The organism is Flavobacterium sharifuzzamanii, assembly GCF_003254585.1.
Lineage (GTDB): Bacteria > Bacteroidota > Bacteroidia > Flavobacteriales > Flavobacteriaceae > Flavobacterium > Flavobacterium sharifuzzamanii.
The window spans coordinates 351,909-371,406 of sequence record NZ_QJGZ01000040.1 but is presented as its reverse complement, the minus strand read 5'-3'; the positions used below and the strand labels follow the sequence as shown (position 1 = coordinate 371,406).

At 35.7% G+C, this 19,498-nt stretch carries 10 protein-coding genes; all 10 read right to left on the bottom strand.

What is annotated here, in order from left to right; translation table 11 throughout:
* Nucleotides 1-3: 3 nt before the first annotated feature.
* Nucleotides 4-2,754, bottom strand: coding sequence for a glycoside hydrolase family 78 protein (locus tag DMA14_RS16570; RefSeq protein ID WP_111425699.1), 2,751 nt, complete (start codon nucleotides 2,752-2,754; stop codon nucleotides 4-6).
* A gap of 186 nt (nucleotides 2,755-2,940) precedes the next feature.
* Nucleotides 2,941-4,029 carry a hypothetical protein gene (locus DMA14_RS16565; RefSeq protein WP_111425698.1) on the bottom strand — a complete coding sequence of 363 codons (1,089 nt, stop codon included), beginning with the start codon at nucleotides 4,027-4,029 and terminating at the stop codon, nucleotides 2,941-2,943.
* Nucleotides 4,030-4,092: 63 nt separating this feature from the next.
* Complete coding sequence (locus DMA14_RS16560) at nucleotides 4,093-5,661, bottom strand: MGH1-like glycoside hydrolase domain-containing protein (protein WP_111425697.1); 1,569 nt, start codon at nucleotides 5,659-5,661, stop codon at nucleotides 4,093-4,095.
* Between the two features lie 163 nt (nucleotides 5,662-5,824).
* A complete protein-coding gene (locus DMA14_RS16555) occupies nucleotides 5,825-8,275 on the bottom strand; it encodes a glycoside hydrolase family 95 protein (protein WP_111425696.1) in 2,451 nt (816 codons plus the stop codon).
* 241 nt (nucleotides 8,276-8,516) lie between these two features.
* Nucleotides 8,517-9,935 (bottom strand): acetylxylan esterase, encoded by a 1,419-nt coding sequence (locus DMA14_RS16550; RefSeq protein ID WP_111425695.1) that lies wholly within the window; start codon nucleotides 9,933-9,935, stop codon nucleotides 8,517-8,519.
* Nucleotides 9,936-10,082: 147 nt separating this feature from the next.
* On the bottom strand, nucleotides 10,083-12,887 hold the full coding sequence (locus tag DMA14_RS16545) for a glycoside hydrolase family 78 protein (protein ID WP_238989988.1): 2,805 nt from the start codon (nucleotides 12,885-12,887) through the stop codon (nucleotides 10,083-10,085).
* A 174-nt stretch (nucleotides 12,888-13,061) separates the two neighbouring features.
* Nucleotides 13,062-14,924, bottom strand: a complete 1,863-nt coding sequence (locus DMA14_RS16540; protein WP_111425694.1) for a sialidase/neuraminidase family protein — start codon at nucleotides 14,922-14,924, stop codon at nucleotides 13,062-13,064.
* A 110-nt stretch (nucleotides 14,925-15,034) separates the two neighbouring features.
* Nucleotides 15,035-15,952, bottom strand: coding sequence for a glycoside hydrolase family 43 protein (locus DMA14_RS16535; protein WP_111425693.1), 918 nt, complete (start codon nucleotides 15,950-15,952; stop codon nucleotides 15,035-15,037).
* A 61-nt stretch (nucleotides 15,953-16,013) separates the two neighbouring features.
* Nucleotides 16,014-17,582, bottom strand: a complete 1,569-nt coding sequence (locus tag DMA14_RS16530; protein WP_111425692.1) for a glycoside hydrolase family 28 protein — start codon at nucleotides 17,580-17,582, stop codon at nucleotides 16,014-16,016.
* A 243-nt stretch (nucleotides 17,583-17,825) separates the two neighbouring features.
* Complete coding sequence (locus DMA14_RS16525; RefSeq protein WP_111425691.1) at nucleotides 17,826-19,229, bottom strand: glycoside hydrolase family 140 protein; 1,404 nt, start codon at nucleotides 19,227-19,229, stop codon at nucleotides 17,826-17,828.
* Between the last annotated feature and the right edge of the window lie 269 nt (nucleotides 19,230-19,498).

The window sequence follows — 19,498 nt, the reverse complement described above, 5'->3', positions numbered from 1 at the left end:
AGATTATTTAACGCTAATAGCAAAATTTCCTGACGAAAGTGTGACAATTATTTGATTTTTTTCTACCGAATAAGTGTAAGAAGTCTTATCCAGCTTCTGTTTATTGATTGAAATAGCTGAAAAATCAGTCTCAGGAAGATACACAATTGCAGAAGCATTTGCGGGAATCGTAATATTCCAAACCAAACCTTTTTTGTCTTTTTTCCAGTCACTTTTAATTGTTCCGTAAATTGATTCGTATGAAGCATTTACATAAGTTAATCCGGCATTAAAATCAGGTTTCATGATAATTTGTTTGAAGCCCGGAGTTTCAGGATTGCTTTTGATTCCTGCCATATTTTCGTAATACCAAATCAGTAAATCGCCTAAAAGCATGACGTGGTTTTGCGAATTCATAGCAGGATCTGCTGTATTTCCGTTCCAAAGTTCCCAAATAGTTGTAGCTCCATTTTCGACCATATAACCCCAACTTGGATAGGTTTTGTTTGAGGCCAATTTGAAAGCCAAATCGCCACGACCAAAATTGGTTAATGTTCGCATCAAAAACTGTGTTCCCATAACTCCCGTACTTACATGACCGTTTTTAGTCACTTCCACTTCGTGTACCAGATTTTCAAAAACTTTTTGCTCTAATTCCTTCGGAACCATTCCGAAAGTTAAAGGCAGTAAATTGGCTGTTACGGTATTATTGGCGTAATTATTTTTGGCTGAATTAAAATATTTAGCGTTGAATGCTTTTTTGATTCTCGAAGCTAATTCGTCATAATGTTTAATATCATTTTGAGCATTTGCAATAACAGCAAACTTTTTCATGATATTTAAAAGCTGATAATAAAAAGCACTCGAAATCAATTCGCCGTCTGTTAAACGAGAAGGATCTTTGGAACGAATTAATTCTAAAGATTCAGGCGGAACACACCAATCGCCATATTTGTCTTTGGTCATAATATCATCAACCAAATAGTTTTCTTCCATATAATCCATCCATTTTTTCATCGATGGATATTGCTTTTCAACTACTTTTTTGTCTCCAAATTGCTGATACAGCATATCTGCAACTGTAATATACGTTCCTGGCCAAGTTACATTATCGCCATAGTAACGCCAGAAAGCTGGTGCAACATCAGGAAGTCCGCCATCAATAGTTTGTGAGTTTTTAATATCATCTAACCATTTGGCATATAACGTCTGATTATCAAATAAGAAACTTTCTCCGTAGGCTCCCGTTGTTCTGTCCCCCAACCAAGGCTGACGCTCATTTCGTTGCGGACAATCGATTGGCATTCCTTTATAATTTCCACTAATTCCCCACCATGCATTTTTAAAAATCTGATTCATAATTGGGTTCGAAGAATCAAAAGTTCCTGTTGTGGCAATGTCATCATAAACGACTTTTCCAACGAAATTTTCTAAAGTAGGTTTTGTTTTGAATCCCGAAATTTCTACAAATCTGAATCCGTGAAAAATAAAACGAGGTTCCCAAACTTCTTCGCCTTCACCTTTTAACGTATAAATATCGGTCGTTTTCGCATCACGAAGGTTCGCAATGTATAACGAACCATCTGGCTGTAAAGATTCAGCAAATTTCATTGTGATTTTGTCGCCCGCATTTCCTTTTACTTTCAATTGTAACCAACCCACCATATTTTGCCCCATATCCAAGATATAAGTTCCTTTTGATGTCTGTTTGATCGAAATAGGTTTTACTTCACGCTTCACCTTCATATTGGCCGACATCTGTCCTTCGTAGAATCCGCCTGGTTCCTGAACATATTCTGCCGAAAGCCATTTTTTATCATTAAAATTAATGGTATTCCAGCCTTTCATTTCTTTACGGGCATCGTATTCTTCGCCATCGTATTCGTTGTTGGATAAAATTGGACCGTCAGTTGTGATTTTCCAAGTATCATCTGTTCTAATCACGTCTTTACTTCCGTCTGTATATTCCACAAACAACTGCAAAGCCATTTTCGGATATCCAAAAGTTTTGATTTTATAGGGCTTATAATCTTGACGCATCGTAAAAAAACGTCCGTTTCCTAAAATCGTTCCCAATGCATTTTTCCCTTCTTGCAATTGTGAAGTCACATCAAAAACATTGTATTTTACATTCTTCGTATAATCCGTAGGAACGGGAGCTAAAACCTGATCGCCAATTTTATTTCCGTTAATGTATAGCTCGTACAAGCCCATTCCCATGATATAAACTTTGGCACTTTTTACTTTCTTTTTTAAGTCGATTTCTTTTCTTAAATATCTCGCTGATAATCGAGAATACTGCGAAATACTATCTCCTGGAGAAGTTTTCTCATACCCAATCCAACGCGTCGATTTCCAATCAGCATAAGTCAAAATTCCGATGCTGAAATGAGCTGTTTCTTTTGATTGAATTTCTCCTTTATTGGTAAAAGCTGTTACTTTCCAATAAACGTCTTGTCTGTCTTTTAGCTTTTTTCCGTTATAAATTACATTTACAGATTCGTCGCTTTGTATCTTTCCACTGTCCCATAAATCTGCATTTCCTGCATTTAGTTTTTCTAAAGACGAAGAAGCTAAAATTTGATAATGAGTTTGTTTTACATCATTTACCTCCGCTTTTATTTTCCAGCTCAATCTTGGCTGTAAAACGTCAATTCCTTCAGGATTCGTTAGCATTTCACATTTTAAATCACCTACAATGATTTTGTTTTGGGCTTTCGCCGAAATTGTGAAAAGTGAAATGATTAAGGTAAGATGTAAAAAAAACTTTTTCATGGTATTGTTTAAATAATGTCAAGTCCCAGAGGGACGATATATTTATAGATTTTATAATAGTAAGTTCGATAAGCCCCAGCGGGGTGACATAATTTTTTATAGATATCGCTCCGCTGGAGCTTTTCATCATTTGGATGTTTATCTTGCTATAAATATTATGCTTCTCCGAAGCTCACAACTAGATTGTTAAGGATTTATAAATCGTCTTAATTTATCCAATGTGCTTAAACTCTCAAACGCTATTTTATTTCGTTCTAATAACTTACTTGTTTCCCAGCGTATTTTCCACTCTGGATCTTTCAGCTTTTGTCTCAGCTTCGATACTATAGTTGGATTACTCTTCAAAACCTGTTCATCAATCCAATCAGGAAGAAATTCCAAAGCATTCAAACGAGTTTCAAATTCTTTATGATCTAAACCCTTTAACAGTATTTCTCTAACCCTTTCTGCAGGATAGGAATCTATTGTTTCGACTATAATTTCATTAATAACAGAAGAAAGTTCCTTAACTTTATTTTGCCCTAAGCCTATTTGGTAAACCCTTCTGAATTCATCTGAAAGAAAATCTGCCCATTTATCAAGATCTTCATCCTCACTCAATGCATAATAAACAAACCTAACTTTATCAGGCTGTGCATAAATATTGTTTTCACAAAAGCGCTTTACTGACTCTAGATCTTTTACCGCCAATTTCTGAATGTCTTTAATTGCTTCTTCAGATTCCTCATATTCAAGATCGTAATATTCATCTAGAGTGATGATCTGATCAAAATCATGTATAGGTTGGTAAACTACTTTATTTTCGCTCATAGTGCTTGGTGTAAACTTTGGAGTATATTTTTTTAGAAGTTCCTTAATTTCATTTTCAGACACATCGTAATCATCTATTTTTATCTCAATCGTTTTCTGCTTATAAACAAAAGTGAGGTAAAACTCCTTGTATGACAAATTGTACTTTGCCGTGTGCTCTGTTTTGGCGATAACTCTTGGAAATACAATATCTTTCCATTCATAAAAAACCTCATTAAGTTCTAATCCTTCTTGTGAGAATATTATTTTTTTATGAAAATTAAAAAGAGTCATTACCGCCTTTTTTCCATAAACGATGATAAACAAAACAGCGACAATTGGCAATACTAAATTGCTAAATTTAAATGTAAATTTTTCAACATTTATAAGTGATAAAAAGTAAATGCCTAAAACCACAAATACCATATTCCATATAATATGAAATACACCACCTTTGATTGAATAATTTAATACTGTTTTCTCCAAATTGTAGTATTTATTTGAAACTGTATCAAACCCGACAGGTTTTAAAACCTGTCGAGTTTATAACTAATTTGAAATTACACGCTCCAATTTCTCAGAAAAAGCGATTTCTTTTCCGTTTTTAAAGATTCTAAAACCTTTTCCTTTTTTATATTTTTCTCCTGTTTTATCCCAAAGAATGGTAATAATATTGCCGTGATACAGAACATTATCCAAACAAAACCAATCCCATTTTTCTTGCGGAATCAACGGATTTACTTCAATCTTTTCATCAGCTCTTGGGCGTAAACCAACCAAACCAGTAATCACTAAATCGTTGAAAGTCGAATGATTATAATAACGGCTTCTTTCTCTGTCGCCCATTAACCAATAACCCGTTGTTTCATCCAAATACTCGCCAAGATAAGGTTTTCCTCTATAATATTGTGATTGAACATACAATTCCATTTGCTTGAAATAATCGGGTTTAGCAACAAAGTTCTGATTGTAATTATTCAGAACATTGGCTAAAGCAGTTAACGTCTGCGAACTTGCAAATGGCCAAATCGCGCCGTCCCATTCGCAGGTTCCTGTTCCGTGTGTTCTAAATCTTGGACTTCTCCTTTCGGCCGTTGTCAAACCAAACGGAGCTGAAAATCCTTTTTCATCTTTAATTTGTTCCCAAGCTTTTTCAAATCCTTTATTTTGCTCTGGAAGATTAAAATACCACGGAATAAATCCGATTGCTTCTCGAACTTGTGCTAAAGTATCTTTTTCTGTTAAAGTTTCAAAGAACTCACTTTTAGAATTCCATAATTTGGTTTCGACTAATTGTTGTAAAACGTCAGCTTTCGCTTTGAATTTGTTTTCTGTTTCCTTATCGCCTTTCAATTCAGCCATTTTAGAAATTGCTATAGCATTCCCATACATATAACTGTTAATCGTTGGTCTTGCATTTTGCACTTTTCGTCCTCCACTCAAGGATTCTTCCATTCCATCTTTCACATCATGTTGCCAAAACAAACCATCTTTACGCTGACGGTCTTTTTCCCAAACCGCATAATCAGTAACCATGTCTGGATATAAATCTAACAAGAATTTTTCGTCTTTATTCACCAAATAACGATTGTATAAAGCATCGGCTGTCCAACTGCTGAATTTATACAATTTGTTCATTGGTTTCCCATCATTTCCTCTATACCAAAGTTTAACATCTTGTTCAATGTATTTCGGATCATGAACCCATCTGAATTCATTGATGTGATGTCCCAAAGCACAACTAATCATATTGTATTTATCGGCATACGAACGGTCTACCAAAAACTCGGTAATTGCAAATCCCTGTGGTGTATTTTTAATATGTTTTCGAACACTCCACCATCTGAAATAATAGATTTCCTCAAAATTCTGCTGTGGACATTCAAACAATGGAATATTCTTTTCCATCCAAGTCCACGCACTGTCATTCGGAATCGCAAATTTTAAGTTTTCATCTTCCATCGTGTTAAAATAATCCACATAATGTTTGAAGTTTTTTTCTTTTAAAACAACCGATTTTCCTTTTTGAGAATGTTCCGCAGTCGATTTGCAACTGCTGTTTATACAAGCAACGACAACTGAAAGTATTATTATTTTATGTTTGAAATGTTGTAACATATTCTGTTTTTATTTTATTCTTTTTGTACTGTTTTGTCATTTCGACCGAAGGGATAAATCACACGCGGGATTCGACAAAGATTGGTGACATTCTGTGCGGAGTTTCTAGTGAGATTCCTCGTTCCTCGGAATGACAAACTATACTTATACTTTATTTAAAATATTAATTCCCAGTAAAAGTATACGTCTGCCCTGCTTTCATATTCACATCGTAAATATTGTAATTTGGCAATTGTACTTTAGGCAATTTTGCTTCATTAGAAATAATCGGTTTCTTGACTTCTATATCATAAAACAACGGATTCGGATTTTTTCCTTTTGCTTTTTTAAGCGAAGAACCTTTCAACGTATTTTCTACTTTTAATCGGCAGTTTCCTCCTATTTTCGAATATATTTTTAACTCCGAAACTTTATTATTTTTCCAAGTCATATCGATTACAAATCCGCCTCTGGCAACTAATCCTTTTATACTTCCGTCTTTCCATACAGTTGGCAAAGCAGGCAATAAATGAATCGCATCTTCCTGACTCTGCATCAGCATTTCAGCAAAACCGGCTGTACATCCAAAGTTTCCATCGATTTGAAAAGGCTGATGCGCATCCAACATATTCGGATACGTTCCTCCGCCTTTTCTTTGATCTGCTGTTACCAAATGCAATTGATCCTGAATCAATTTATAAGCGTGATTTCCGTCTAATAATCTCGCCCACAAATTCACTTTCCATCCCATTGACCAACCTGTAGATTCATCTGTTCTGTAAATCAAGGATTGTTTTGCTGCTTCAAATAATTCAGGAGTTTTTATTGACGAAATCTGATTACTTGGATACAATCCGTACAAATGCGAAACGTGTCTGTGATTATCCTTCGGATTGTCCCAATCGTCCTGCCATTCCTGTAATTGATTGTGTTTTCCAATTTTCATTGGAGGCATTTTTGCCAAAGCATCACTTACTTTTTTCACATAAACAGGATCCGGAGAAACCAAAGCCGAAGCTTCCATAACATGCGTAAACAAATCAAAAACCAACTGATTATCCATTGTTGTTCCCGATGCAATTGTCGCTTTTCCTGTTCCGCCAGCATGTGTATTTTCAGGAGAACTTGATGGAACAACAACTAAATATTTTGTGTTTGGATCTATCATCATAAAATCCAAAAAGAAATCAGCAGCGCCTTTCATAATTGGATAAATTTCTGCTAAATATTTTTTATCTCCTGTATATAAATATCTTTCCCATAAATCCTGACAAACCCACGCACCACCCGTCGGCCACATTCCTGATGCTGCTGAATCTACCGGAGCGGTAACACGCCAAATATCGGTGTTGTGATGTAAAACCCAACCACTAGCATTGTACATTGTTTTGGCCGTTTCTGCACCCGTTACAGCCAACTCTTTTGCCATTTGTACAAAAGGTTCATGCATTTCCTGCAAATTGGTTACTTGTGCCGGCCAGTAATTCATTTCGGCATTGATGTTAGTCGTGTATTTACTGTCCCAAGGCGGTGTTACCATATCGTTCCAGATTCCTTGCAAATTGGCTGGCTGTCCGCCTGGCTGTGAACTTGAAATTAAAAGATAACGTCCAAACTGGAAATATAAAGCAGCTAATTGCGGATCAAATTGTTTCGAAAAATCTCGGATTCTTTCGTTTGTTGGCTTTTTAACTAAATCATTTGAACCTAAATTTAGAGACACTCTGTTGAAGAATTTTTGGTAATAATCAACATGCGCTTTCTTTATGGTTTCAAAATCTTTTACTTCGGCTTTAGCCAAATAATCTTTGCTTTTCGCAATTTCATCTCCTGAAATATCCTGATAGTTTTTGAAGTTCGTAGCAATCGAAATGTATAAAGTTACTTCATCGGCTTTGTTGATACTTAAAACGCCGTTGCTGGCATCTATTTCACCGCCTTTGTTTTTAGCTGTTAATCGGCCTTGAAATTTTACTTTCCCTTTTACGCCTTCAAAGTTAGTTCCAACTCCCGAAAGTATAATCTGGTTTCCTTCTGTCGAAGCAACCGTTTTATCAATCGGACTGTTCATGAAAACGTTACAAGTAATCTGTCCCGGCTGACTCGCAGTAAGTTTTACCACAATAACCTGATCTGAAAATGCGGTTAGAATTTCTCTAGTAAATTCAACACCATTTACTTTGTATTTAACTTTCGCTGTAGCGTTACTGATATCTAAATCACGGTAATAATCGGTATATCTTTGATGTCCTGCGAATGAAATATAAACGCTTCCAAAAGTTTGATACGGCATTCCGTCATTGGTTTGAGACATAATATCCTGCGTTGCCAAATCCTGCGCTTCATCAAATTTTCCGTCAAAAATCAATTGACGAACAATTGGAAGTGCTTTAATAGATTTATTATGGGCATTGCTGTTTGGTGAACCTGCCCAAATCGTTTCTTCGTTCAATTGTAAACGTTCTACTGCTGGATCACCAAAAACCATTGCGCCCAAACGTCCGTTACCTAAAGGTAGAGCTTCGTTCCAGATGGATGCGGGTTTATCGTACCATAATTTTAGGTCGTTTTGTGCTGTTGCTGTCAAGGAAAAAATTCCAAAACAGATTGCCGTTATTTTAATTTTTAACTTCATAAATATTTTTTTTCTTGCCACGAATTACACGAATTGCACTAATTTCTTTTTTAATTTTTATTTCTTTTTTCTGCCACAGATTAAAAGGATTTCCACTGATTAAAAATCTGCTAAATCTGCGTGAAAAAAAATTACTCTCGCAGATTTATCAGATTAGGGAGATAAAAAATCCTTTTAATCTGTGTAATCTGTGGCAAAAAAAATAATTCGTGCCAATTCGTGAAATTAGTGGCAAACTCTATTACTTCTTAACCTCATAAACTTTCAGATTTTTTTCTCCGAACATTTCATATAATTTGTTGATGTCTTTCAAAGCATTTGTAGGCAATTTTTCTCCTTTATCTCCAAAAACCAACAACTTCTCTTTTGGTTCAATCACACACATCGATTCGTCGATTTCGCCTTTTTCGTTCTTGACTTTATTCAAATCTAGATCTAAATATTTCGCCATAAACGGATACAAAGCCATACGTTTCGAGATTCCGAAATCGTGTCCTTCTTTTGCAAAATGAGCGTTTTCTACTAAATCTTTCTTTCCGTATAATTCATACGTTCTTTGGATAAAAGGAAATTCTAATTCCGGAACGGCCAATGTCCAGTCTTTTCCATCAGAAACAATCAATTGTGGTTTTGGAGCCATCATTGCTGAGATTTCGGCGTTGTTTGTTCCGTTTCCACAAAGGTGAATTCCACGTCCGCTTTCGCATGGACAACCGCCTGAGAAATGAGAAGAAACCATCACAACCGGGGCAGAAACTTTTACTCTGTCATCAATTGCGGCTAAAAACATCGTATGTGATCCTCCGCCAGAACCTCCAGTAACACCAACTCTTGTCATATCGGCATTTTTAACCGTTGCCAAATAATCCAAGAAACGAATTCCGGTTAAAACCTGAACTGTAGATGCAATACTGTTTCTGTGTGTTTCTTCTGGAAATTGTAGTAACGATTCTCCCCAAGCAAATAAATCGTAACCTACCACAATTGCGCCCATTTTTGCCATCATCGCACAACGGTACTGCTCATCTTTTCTATATCTTCCGTCGCCAAAATGTCCGTCAGGGGTTAAAATAACTGCTGCTTTTTTATTTAACGGATATGGTTTGTAAATCGATCCTGTCGCATAAACACCAGGCAAAATTTCTAATGCAATATTTTCGACACTGTAATCTTTGTAAATTCTCTTTGGAGTTAAAAGTGGTTTAGACTTCGGTGTAGGGGGCGCCTTATCCAAACCAAATGATTCAATCATACAAGCTTTTAACTCCGTTTTGCGTTTTTCCCATTGTTCTTTCGTCGAATAAAGGCTTTCTAAGTAAAACAAGCGTTCTTTTCCTTTATCTACCGAAACTTTATGGTTTTCATACTTGCGTATGATGTAGGTTCCATCGGGTTGTTTAAAATACATCAATTCAAACGGCGCTAAAATGTTCGTTAGCGAAAGTGCTAAATTTCCAGGTTCAATTCTCCAATCGGCATAATCCAGTTCTTTTCCTTTTAATAAACCTCTGTCGTCGTTGATCATTACGTTAAAAAGAGTTTCTATTTTTTTCAGTGTTTCTGATACTGGCTTTCTAAAATTAGTATCAGAAGTACTTTGCGCATTAGCAAATGTCAAAGCAAAAATGGAAACTAAGAAGATGTATTTTATTCTTTTCATTTTAATATTGTTGTGTGTTGGTACGCTGATGAAACGGATTCGCTATCGCGAAAACGCTGATTTAAACGGATTTTTTTATTTAATAATCAAAAAAAATCTGTTTTTATCCGCGTCTTTACGAAGTAAATCCGTTTAATCCGCGTTCCATTATATTGTGCATACTATTGTATAAATTCCAGATCCTAATTCTAAAACAGGCTTTTGAGCTTTTTCATCAAAACCTGTTTTAAATCTTTTACCATCCATTTTTATTTCCGAATTTTTAGCAACCGGCAATTTTATTGTCGCAGTTGTATTCACTGGAATCTGAACTGTCAAAATAAATTTGCCCTCTTTCTTTTCCCAAGAAGAAGCAATTTTTCCGTAAACCGATTTATAGTCCGCTTTCGCGAAAGTCATATCGCCAACTACTTCTGGCTGAATAAAGAAATGTTTGAATCCCGGTTTTTCAGGATCAGACATAATTCCGGCTAAACTTTGGTAAAACCATTCTTCAATTTGTCCTAACATAAAGTGATTCCATGAATTTCCCTTTCTCGGATCCCATTGTTCCGTTAAAGTGGTCAAGCCAAATTTAATCTGAAAACCATAACCCGGCGCATCGTAATGATTGTGCATTCTGTACATGGTTTCGTTTTCGCCATTTCTTGCCAAAGTCTGGAATAAATAACGATTCCCAACATCTCCCGTTGTCAAACGATCCCCTTTTTCTTTGATATCAGTTAAAAGATTTTGCATCACCGCTTCTTTATACTGAGGCTCCACAATATCCATAAAAATCGGAACAGCATTGCTAAACTGGCTGTTTGTTCCGTATTGTTTGGTTTCTTCGTTGAAAAATTCTTTGTTGAAAGCCGTTTTAATCTCAGAAGCCAACGTATTATATTTCTCAAAATCTTCAGTTTTACCTAATAATTTTGATGCTTTTGCTACTAAATAAGCTCCATAATAGTAATGAGAAGTCGCAGAAAGTGCAATCGGACTATTTTTAGAATATCCAGCAGGATGTGTTCCGTAATCGTACCAATCGCCTAATCCGTGCGAAACGATATGGTTTGTCGCTTTAGTTCCTAGATAATCCACATAGTTTTTCATTACAGGAAAATATTTTTCTAATAATGAAGCATCTCCGTAATATTCATAATACATCCAAGGCAAAATCACGCCTGTAACGCCCCATTCTGGAGAATCGGTAAAATCACCTCCAAAAATTACATATTCTGGAACTATTGTCGGAATTAAACCATTGTCTCTTTGTGAATCAGAAATATTCTGCATCGTTGCTGGAAGGAAAGTCTGCAAGTTATAATTGAACATTAATCCAGGTCCATTCAACTGAATTTCTTCCAGCCAACCTAACTTTTCACGTTGCGGACAATCGGTAAAAACACTTTGAAAGTTACTTTTAATCGAATTATTTATCAATTCGTGTGTTTTGTTGAAAATTTCATTCGAACAAGCAAAACTTCCTGCTTCTCCTGCCGAATTGTAAATGAAATTCGATTTTAAATCAACCAAAGTTGGAAGCTCTTTATTTTTATCTTCTTTGTAATTAATGTTTTCAATTTGAACATATTGGTAACCGTAGAAACTGAATTTTGGTGTCCATTCTTCCACTCCATCGCCTTTTAAAGTATAATCGTAATAGTATGGTTTTCCTGATCTTCCCTGCGCGATTGTTCCCTCTTCATTTAAACCTTCGGCAACCCAAACACGAATCGATTGTCCTCTTTTTCCTTTTACTTTTATGGTTGGAAATCCTGAAAGATTCTGCCCCATATCAAAAACATAGAAATTTGGTTTCAGCTCTTTTACGGTTTTCACTTCGTATTGTTTCTGAATCGTAACTGGCGGTGCAGTCTGTGGTCTTAAAACTCCTTTTGGCGCTTCCTGAATCACTACTTTTTTCCAATCTCTGTCTTTGAATCCTTTACGATTCCAGTCTTTTTGTTCTAAATTGGCATTGTAATCTTCTCCTCCAAAAATGCTGTTATACGTAATCGGACTTTTGCTGTATTTCCAAGTTCTATCTGATTTTATAATTTCTTCTGAACCATCATTATACTTAATTTTCATTTTGAAGAATAAAGTCGGCGGTCCAAAACTCACGAAGAATTTGGTATATCTTTCGGCAAGCGTATTGTACATTCCGTTTCCTAACAAAACACCAATTACGTTATCGCCTTTTTGAAATTCTTTTGCGCTTAATTCGTAAACATTGTAATTAACCGTTTTGTCGTAGTCTGTCCACAAAGGTGCAAACTGGCTGTTACCCACTTTTTTTCCGTTGATAGTCAATTCATAATGTCCTAAACCTGAAATATAAACAACTGCTTCTTTGACTGCTTTTTCGATTTCGAAAGGTTTACGAAGCATGATACTTCTGCGTGCCAAAGAATCGGAAGCATTGATAAAGGACATCTTTTTTTCTCTGTTGAAAGTGGCTGTGTGGTAGTTTCTACCTTCCGGCAAATGACTGTCGGCTTTTGTAATCGCACCAATCCAGGTTGGATTTAAATCTGATTCTAAGGAAGCGGTTCTAAAAGTTGCTGTTTTGCTCCATTTTGAAACTTTTCCTGATTGGTTCCAAACTTTAACTTTCCAGAAATATTTGGTTTCACTTTTTAATGGTTTTCCACTATAAACAATATGCAGGTTTTTATCTGTATTTACTCTTCCAGTATTCCAGATATCTCCATCGTCATTGTTTAGTTTTTCTTCTGAAGAAGCTACCAAAATCAAATAAGCAACTTGCGATGCATCAGATTCTTTTGAAATTAATTTCCAACTCAATCTCGGCTGATTCTCGACAACTGCTAATGGGTTTTCTGCCATTTCTGTTGTTAAACGTACAGGCAGAATTTGTCCATTTGAAATGAAAAAGAAAAAAACAAAAATGAAGGTTAATATGGATTTTGAAATATTCACTTTATAAATTTTTAATTGAACCATTAAGATACTTTTTTTTTAAACCATTAAGAGATTAAGTAAATTAAGCTTTGACTACTTTATAATCTTAAAAATAAGTTTCATTAAGCACTCCACTTAATTCTCTTAATATCTTTATGGTAATAACTAAACTAAAACATTCAGCTTAATGTACTTAATCTCTTAATGGTAAAATAATTATAACTTTTTAGTAATCAAAGATTCGATATTGAATACTGCTTCTGGGATTAATTTTCCGGTTTGAGGCAGATCGTCGTAATCGTCAGTGTCTGGCGCTGTGTCCGGATCTGGCGAATGTCTTTGTTCTCCTGTGCGGAACATGATTCGCTCAAAACCATCTGTTGGCGCATAAAATATCTTGGTTGATTCTTTTCCATCGTTTACTTTTATAGTGTACTGACGGTTTTTAGCATCTAATTTAACTGTGATTGTATATGCTTTGTTTGCTTCGTATTTTGTAACCGAACTCAAACGCGCACCATTTTTTACCTTTAATTCTCCATCCGAATCAAAAATCAATCTTACCGATGGTAAACCTTGTTTATTTTGGAATTCAACTTGTAATAAACCATGATTATTTTGCTCTGGTTTTACTGTGAAAATGGCTTCCATTTTTGATGCAAAAGGAATTACCCTTTCAGCACGAGAATAATCAAAATAATCCTGATCTCTTAACGTGAGCCATTTTTTACCATCGGCTTTCTTTTCGATTTTTGTTGATGCCCAAGAAAGATCGTAAGTATTCCATAGCTTTAATTCTTGTCCGTCTGGAAGATTATTGAAAACATCATTTACATTTTCGGTTACAACCGAAGTAACAGGAACAGGAATCGATGCTACCCAAATATCTTCTTTGTTCATACTGTAACCCACCCAGATTTTTCCATCTGGCGGAGTTCCGTTTTTTTCCGTGATTCCGCGAACGTATTGAGGACCTGCCGATTTGTAGTTTCCGCCGTAACGCATCGGACTTACTTCTCCGTGAACTAATAATAAATCTTTATAATTTAATCCGTCATCGCTTGTTGAAATTGCCAAAGGCCAACGATATTCTGAAGGATTATAAAGCGTTGCATAACGATTGTCTGACGTTTTTTGTCCCCAGATTTTAGCATTGCTGTTTACAAATCCAGGAGCACGCAATGGCATATAATCCCATGATTTTCCGCCATTTCTGCTGATTGAAGTTAAAGCATGTTTCCATAAACCCACTACATTTCCGTTTGGCAAATGGTAATAACTGAATGCTTTATATGGTTTCTGCAACGGAATCAATTCATCATCACGATCGGCTTCTTCAACCCATTGCTGTAAAACCAAAGGTTCTGATAAGATTTCTTCACAGGCTTTTTTCAAACCTTTATCTTTTGATGCGGTATAAAATGGGAATTTCGATTTCGATTTGTCCCAAGTTTTGTTGTATCTGATAAAATAGATTTCGCCAAAACTTCCATCTTTCTTGATTTCACGGATTACACGACCAATTCCTTTTCCATCGTTTGGATCGTCTTTTTCATCCATTGCGATTCCGTAATATGCTAAAGCAAAAAGTCGGTTGTCTTTTGAGGTATAAAAGCCCATTCTCTGGTGCATAATCGCATCCAAATTTTTGGCAACACCTTCAACTCCTTCTTTCTTCCATCCGTCAGGAATTCGGTAAATTGGAAAAATCACTTGTGGTTTTGTCCACGTTACGCCGTCTTTAGAAGTCATTAATAAAGTCTGACTTGGTGGGATATGTTCGCCTGAAGGATCGCTTAAATAATGCAGATAAAAGGTATTATTCCAATACGCCATCATCGGCTGGTGATTGTATGTCCATCCAAAACCATCTGCTTTTTCTGGATGTTCACGGCTTGCACGCATAATTTGCGTAGCATGAACTCCAACCGCTGGACTTAACATTCCGTGATGATAATCGATGTTTGAAAGTGTTTTGCCAACATAACGCACTGTGTCGTTTTGAGCATTTACAGCGGTACAAGCCAAAAGGATTGTGGCTGTGATGATGTTGGTTTTTATATTTTGGAAAGTAATCATTGGTATTTTATTTTTTTGCCACAGATTGCACAGATTAAAAAGATTATTTTTTAATTAAATACTAATAATTTAAAAATCATTTTAATCTGTGCAATCTGTGGCCTTATCTTTTATTTTCTATCAATTAGTCCTTTTAAAACGTCTGCAGAGATTGTTGTAATCGTTCCGTGTTTGTGTCCTTCTGGAAGGCTTATTTTGGATGATACATCTTCAAAATGAACAAAATCTGTTGTGCTTAACGCTTTATAATTTTTTGAACCGTAATTGTCATAATACAATAGCCAGTTTTTACCAACTTTCACCACCGTCGGACCTTCTGATAAATATTCTGTCAAAGGCGCAGAACTTTTTTGAAACGGACCTAAAGGCGATTTTCCGAAAGCGACTTTTATGTTTCGCATTGGTCTTGTATTGTCTTTCAAAACCAAAACATAATCTTTTTTGTTTTTTTTGACAATCACACAATCAATTACGCTGAAACCCGGATCGTAATATAATTTTGTATCTGAAAACGTTTTGAAATCCTTAGTCGTTACATAATACATTCTGTGGTTGTTTTTCTCTTCTTCCACTCCTTTTGGATATCTAAACGGAATTGTTGATGCCCAAATAATGATATATTCTTTTTTTACATCATCATAAAAAATTTCTGGCGCCCAAACGTTTACTACTTCAGGCTCATTTTTCATCACGGGAATATATTGCTGTTCTGACCAATGAATCAGGTCTTTTGAACTTGCGTAACCAAAACCATTTCCACCTTTCCAGTCGGTTGTCCAAACCATATGATACGTTCCGTCTGCTCCTTTTGTGATGGACGGATCGCGCATGATTTTACTAGCTCCGATTTCTGGTTTTAAAAACGATCCTTCTAGTCCTTTCCAGTTGTAACCGTCTTCGCTATAGGCCAAATATAAACCTTCTGTCGCGGGTTCTCTAAACGACGTAAAAAGATATAAATCTTTCTTTTTCTGCGAATAACTAATTGCAAAAAGTGAAAGGGTTAGTATGATGAATATTTTTTTCATGTTGCGTTGTGTTTAAACTTTGTCAAAGTTTGAAACTTTGACAAAGTTGGCTCACCAGTTTTTATTCTGTAATTGCTTTTTTATCTAAAGAAGCTCCTTTTTTGATTTTCGTTGTTACGTTATTTAAAACATTGTTTTTCAAGAAAATATTTTTAGTGTCTTTTCCATCGGCTTCGATAAAAATATCGGTTGGATTGAATGGAAAATTATTGTTGATCAACGCATTCGAAACATTATCTAATTTGATAACCGGAACTCCTTTTATGGCCGTTGAAGATCCAACATTGTCCAAAATCACATTTTTTGAATCTGATATTTTGAAAGAAGAACCTACAGTTGCATTTACTTTTACATCATGAAATTCAACATCTGTGGTTGTACTTACTGTAAAACCTTCTTTTCCGTCCATATTGATGTTAGAGAAAGTAATATTTTGAATTGGCATTTCAGTAATTCCCAGAATCTGTCCGGCTTTGTTTACGTTTGAAGCCGTTATGTTGCTCATGTGAATGTTTCTGAAAATGGGTGTTTTCTCGGTTACAGGTTCAACTGTAGTTCCTTTATCGTAGAAAAGGCTCAAAACGATAGCTTCTTCTTTGATATTTTTCATGACGATATTATCGACGCGAATATCTTCTACAACTCCTCCTCTTCCGCGAGCCGATTTGATACGGATTCCGCGATCTGTTCCGTCGAAAACACAGTTGGATATTGTGATTTTTTTGATTCCTCCTGACATTTCGCTACCAATAACAACACCGCCGTGACCACTTAACATCGTACAGTTTGTAATGGTTACATTTTCTGTTGCTTTGCCGTATTTACGTCCATCGCCATCTCTTCCTGATTTGATTGTAATACAATCGTCGCCAACACTAATATGGCAATTTGAAATGTGAACATTGGTACAAGAAGAAGGATTGATTCCGTCTGTATTTGGTGAATGCGGATTGAAAATCGAGATTCCGGTTACGGTTACATTATCACAGAATTCAGGGTTGATTGTCCAGAAAGGCGAATTTTTAAAGGTTACGCCTTCAATTAAAATATTTTTGCAGTTGTAAGCTTGGAAAAAAGATGGTCTGAAAAACTTTTTATCAACCGTTCTTTTATAATATGGTTCTGTGTAAAGGCCTTTATTTTGCTCTTCCCACATGGTTTGGTATTTGGTTGGAGGAAGCGGTTCTTTAGCAGTTTCGATTCTGTATACCTCATTCCACCAAGCTTTTCCCTGTCCGTCGATTACGCCTCTTCCTGTGATGGTGATATTTTCAACGTCTTTGGCATAAAATAAGGGCTGGAAACTTTTCATTACAATTCCTTCGTAACGCATTTCTACGTAAGGCAGAAAATCATCGAAGTTCTCTGAAAATTTCAAAAGTGCTCCAGAATCTAAATGAATTGTGATGTTACTTTTTAGTGTTAAAGCTCCACTTAAATATTCTCCCGCTGGAAAAAAGATGGTTCCTCCTCCGTTTTTAGATGCTTTTTCGATAGCATTCTGAATGGCTTGCGTGCATTTTATTCCTTTGTTGTTTCCGCCTTCTTTTAAGATATTCAGCCAGCCGTCGTTTGCGAAAGTGGTATTTAATCCAGTTATAAAGCAGAGTATTATTAGTATATTTTTCATAGTTGTGTTTTTGGTTTCACGCAGATTTAGCAGATTGTGCAGATTTTTTTTTCTGCCACAGATTACACAGATTAAAAGGATTTTTTAACTGCTTGATCTGCAAAATCTGCGAGAGTATTATATGCTCATTTTTTTCATTTCGACGTAAGGAGAAATCTCACTAGAAATTCCGTAAAATAATTCGCCAATCTTTGTCGATTCACGAGTGTGATTCCTCGTTCCTCGGAATGACAAACTTTGTGGTTACTTTGACTTCAAAATCAAAATCCAGTCATTACCATCTTCTTTTTTACCTTCTGGTTGAAAATTTTGAGTTCCTTTATTATCAAATGTTCCGATTTTGGTTTTCTTGCCATTTCTCGGATTATACCAAGTTGCTTCAAATTTATCACCTGAAATTTTTCCTAATTTTACTTCAATTATTCTCCCGTTGTACGTGTATAATAAAGCGTATTTTTCGCCTCTTATGGCTGGAATATAATCGTATTTCTCTCCTTGATTAACTACTAAAGAAACATCTGGAACTCCTTCTAAAAATGGCACTTCTTCCATTAATTTCTTAATATAAATCATTTGTTTTGCTCCAGGTGCATTGATGGCTGATGTCCATAATTCTTTATTTCCGTACGCTGGTTTGTCACCTTTTCTGAACATTTGCATTACAGCATTGTGTCCATATGTGTAACCTGCTGCACCTGAAAGTACAGACCAATATCCATAACGACGAACATCGTTTGCTGTCCATTTTGGCTGTAAAGTATCGTGTAAGCCGTGTGGAATTCCTTCGTATGATGGTTCTCCATCAAGAGTTGGTTTTGTTGGTTTTAAGTCGAAATCTCTTAGGACAAACTTATAATTGTCTTCTTTGAAATTCGTTTTTACCGAATCCTGATCGTATCTTCTGTGTCCTGACTGGAACATATTGAAATCCAGCCATTTTTCGTTGTGAAAATTCTCTGAAGAATCAGTTCTTCCAAACGGGTGAAAAGTCACTAACTGGTTTGGATTATTTGTTTTTAAAGTATTTCCAATGGCATTCCAGATATCCTGAAATTCGTTTCCGTGTGTGTCTCCACCGTTTAACCAAATTACATTAGTTCTGTTTTTATATCGGTTAGCCAAGAACTGAGCGTATTCTGTCGCCTGTTCTTTGCTTACTTTATTTCCTTTTGAAACGTTAGTTCCCCAAACTGGAACCATTGCTACGTAAATTCCGTTTTTCTGAGCTACGTCTAAAGTGTAATCTACATGATCCCAGTAATCGTATTGCTTCGCATCTTTGAAATCATTTCCTGCCGTAATCAAAGGTTTTGAAACATCTTCGTTGATCAAAGCCGGGTCACCATAAACGTTAACAGCATTGATGTTGTGCAAAACCATTACCTGAACGACATTAAATCCTTTCTCTTTTCTGTCTTTAAAATATTTGTCAATTCCTGCTCTATCCAACTTTCCGAATGCCAGCCAGCCTGTGTCGCCTAACCAGAAAAATGGTTTTTCGTTTTCGGTTACAAAATAATGCTGATTTTTAGATACTTTGATTTCAGGCAGAGATGCTTTTGTTTTGGCAGATTGCGAAAATCCGCTTTGTGCTGTCAACATAAAGCTTATACAAAGAGCGTATAAAGATTTAATTTTCAGATTCATTTTGGTTTGTTTTTGAATTTATGTCATTTAGGTTTGTTTGCCACTAATTACACGAATTTTCACTAATTTTTATTCTGCTCGTGTTTATTGTTTCACGCAGATTTCACAGATTTTGGCTGATCCCCGCAGATCAAAATTTAAAAATCTGTTGAATCTACTTTTATCTTTTTTAAATCTGCGTGAAAAATTTACTCTCGCAGATTTTTCAGATTGAGCAGATTTAATTTAAAATCAAATTCGTGCAAATTCGTGTAATTCGTGGCAAATCC

Excerpts from the sequence above, each read along its gene's own strand:
- DMA14_RS16570 (WP_111425699.1), bottom strand. The coding sequence starts at position 2,754 with ATGAAAAAGTTTTTTTTACATCTTACCTTAATCATTTCACTTTTCACA.
- DMA14_RS16525 (WP_111425691.1), bottom strand. The coding sequence starts at position 19,229 with ATGAATCTGAAAATTAAATCTTTATACGCTCTTTGTATAAGCTTTATG.
- DMA14_RS16535 (WP_111425693.1), bottom strand. The coding sequence starts at position 15,952 with ATGAAAAAAATATTCATCATACTAACCCTTTCACTTTTTGCAATTAGT.
- DMA14_RS16540 (WP_111425694.1), bottom strand. The coding sequence starts at position 14,924 with ATGATTACTTTCCAAAATATAAAAACCAACATCATCACAGCCACAATC.
- DMA14_RS16530 (WP_111425692.1), bottom strand. The coding sequence starts at position 17,582 with ATGAAAAATATACTAATAATACTCTGCTTTATAACTGGATTAAATACC.
- DMA14_RS16550 (WP_111425695.1), bottom strand. The coding sequence starts at position 9,935 with ATGAAAAGAATAAAATACATCTTCTTAGTTTCCATTTTTGCTTTGACA.
- DMA14_RS16545 (WP_238989988.1), bottom strand. The coding sequence starts at position 12,887 with ATGGTTCAATTAAAAATTTATAAAGTGAATATTTCAAAATCCATATTA.
- DMA14_RS16560 (WP_111425697.1), bottom strand. The coding sequence starts at position 5,661 with ATGTTACAACATTTCAAACATAAAATAATAATACTTTCAGTTGTCGTT.
- DMA14_RS16555 (WP_111425696.1), bottom strand. The coding sequence starts at position 8,275 with ATGAAGTTAAAAATTAAAATAACGGCAATCTGTTTTGGAATTTTTTCC.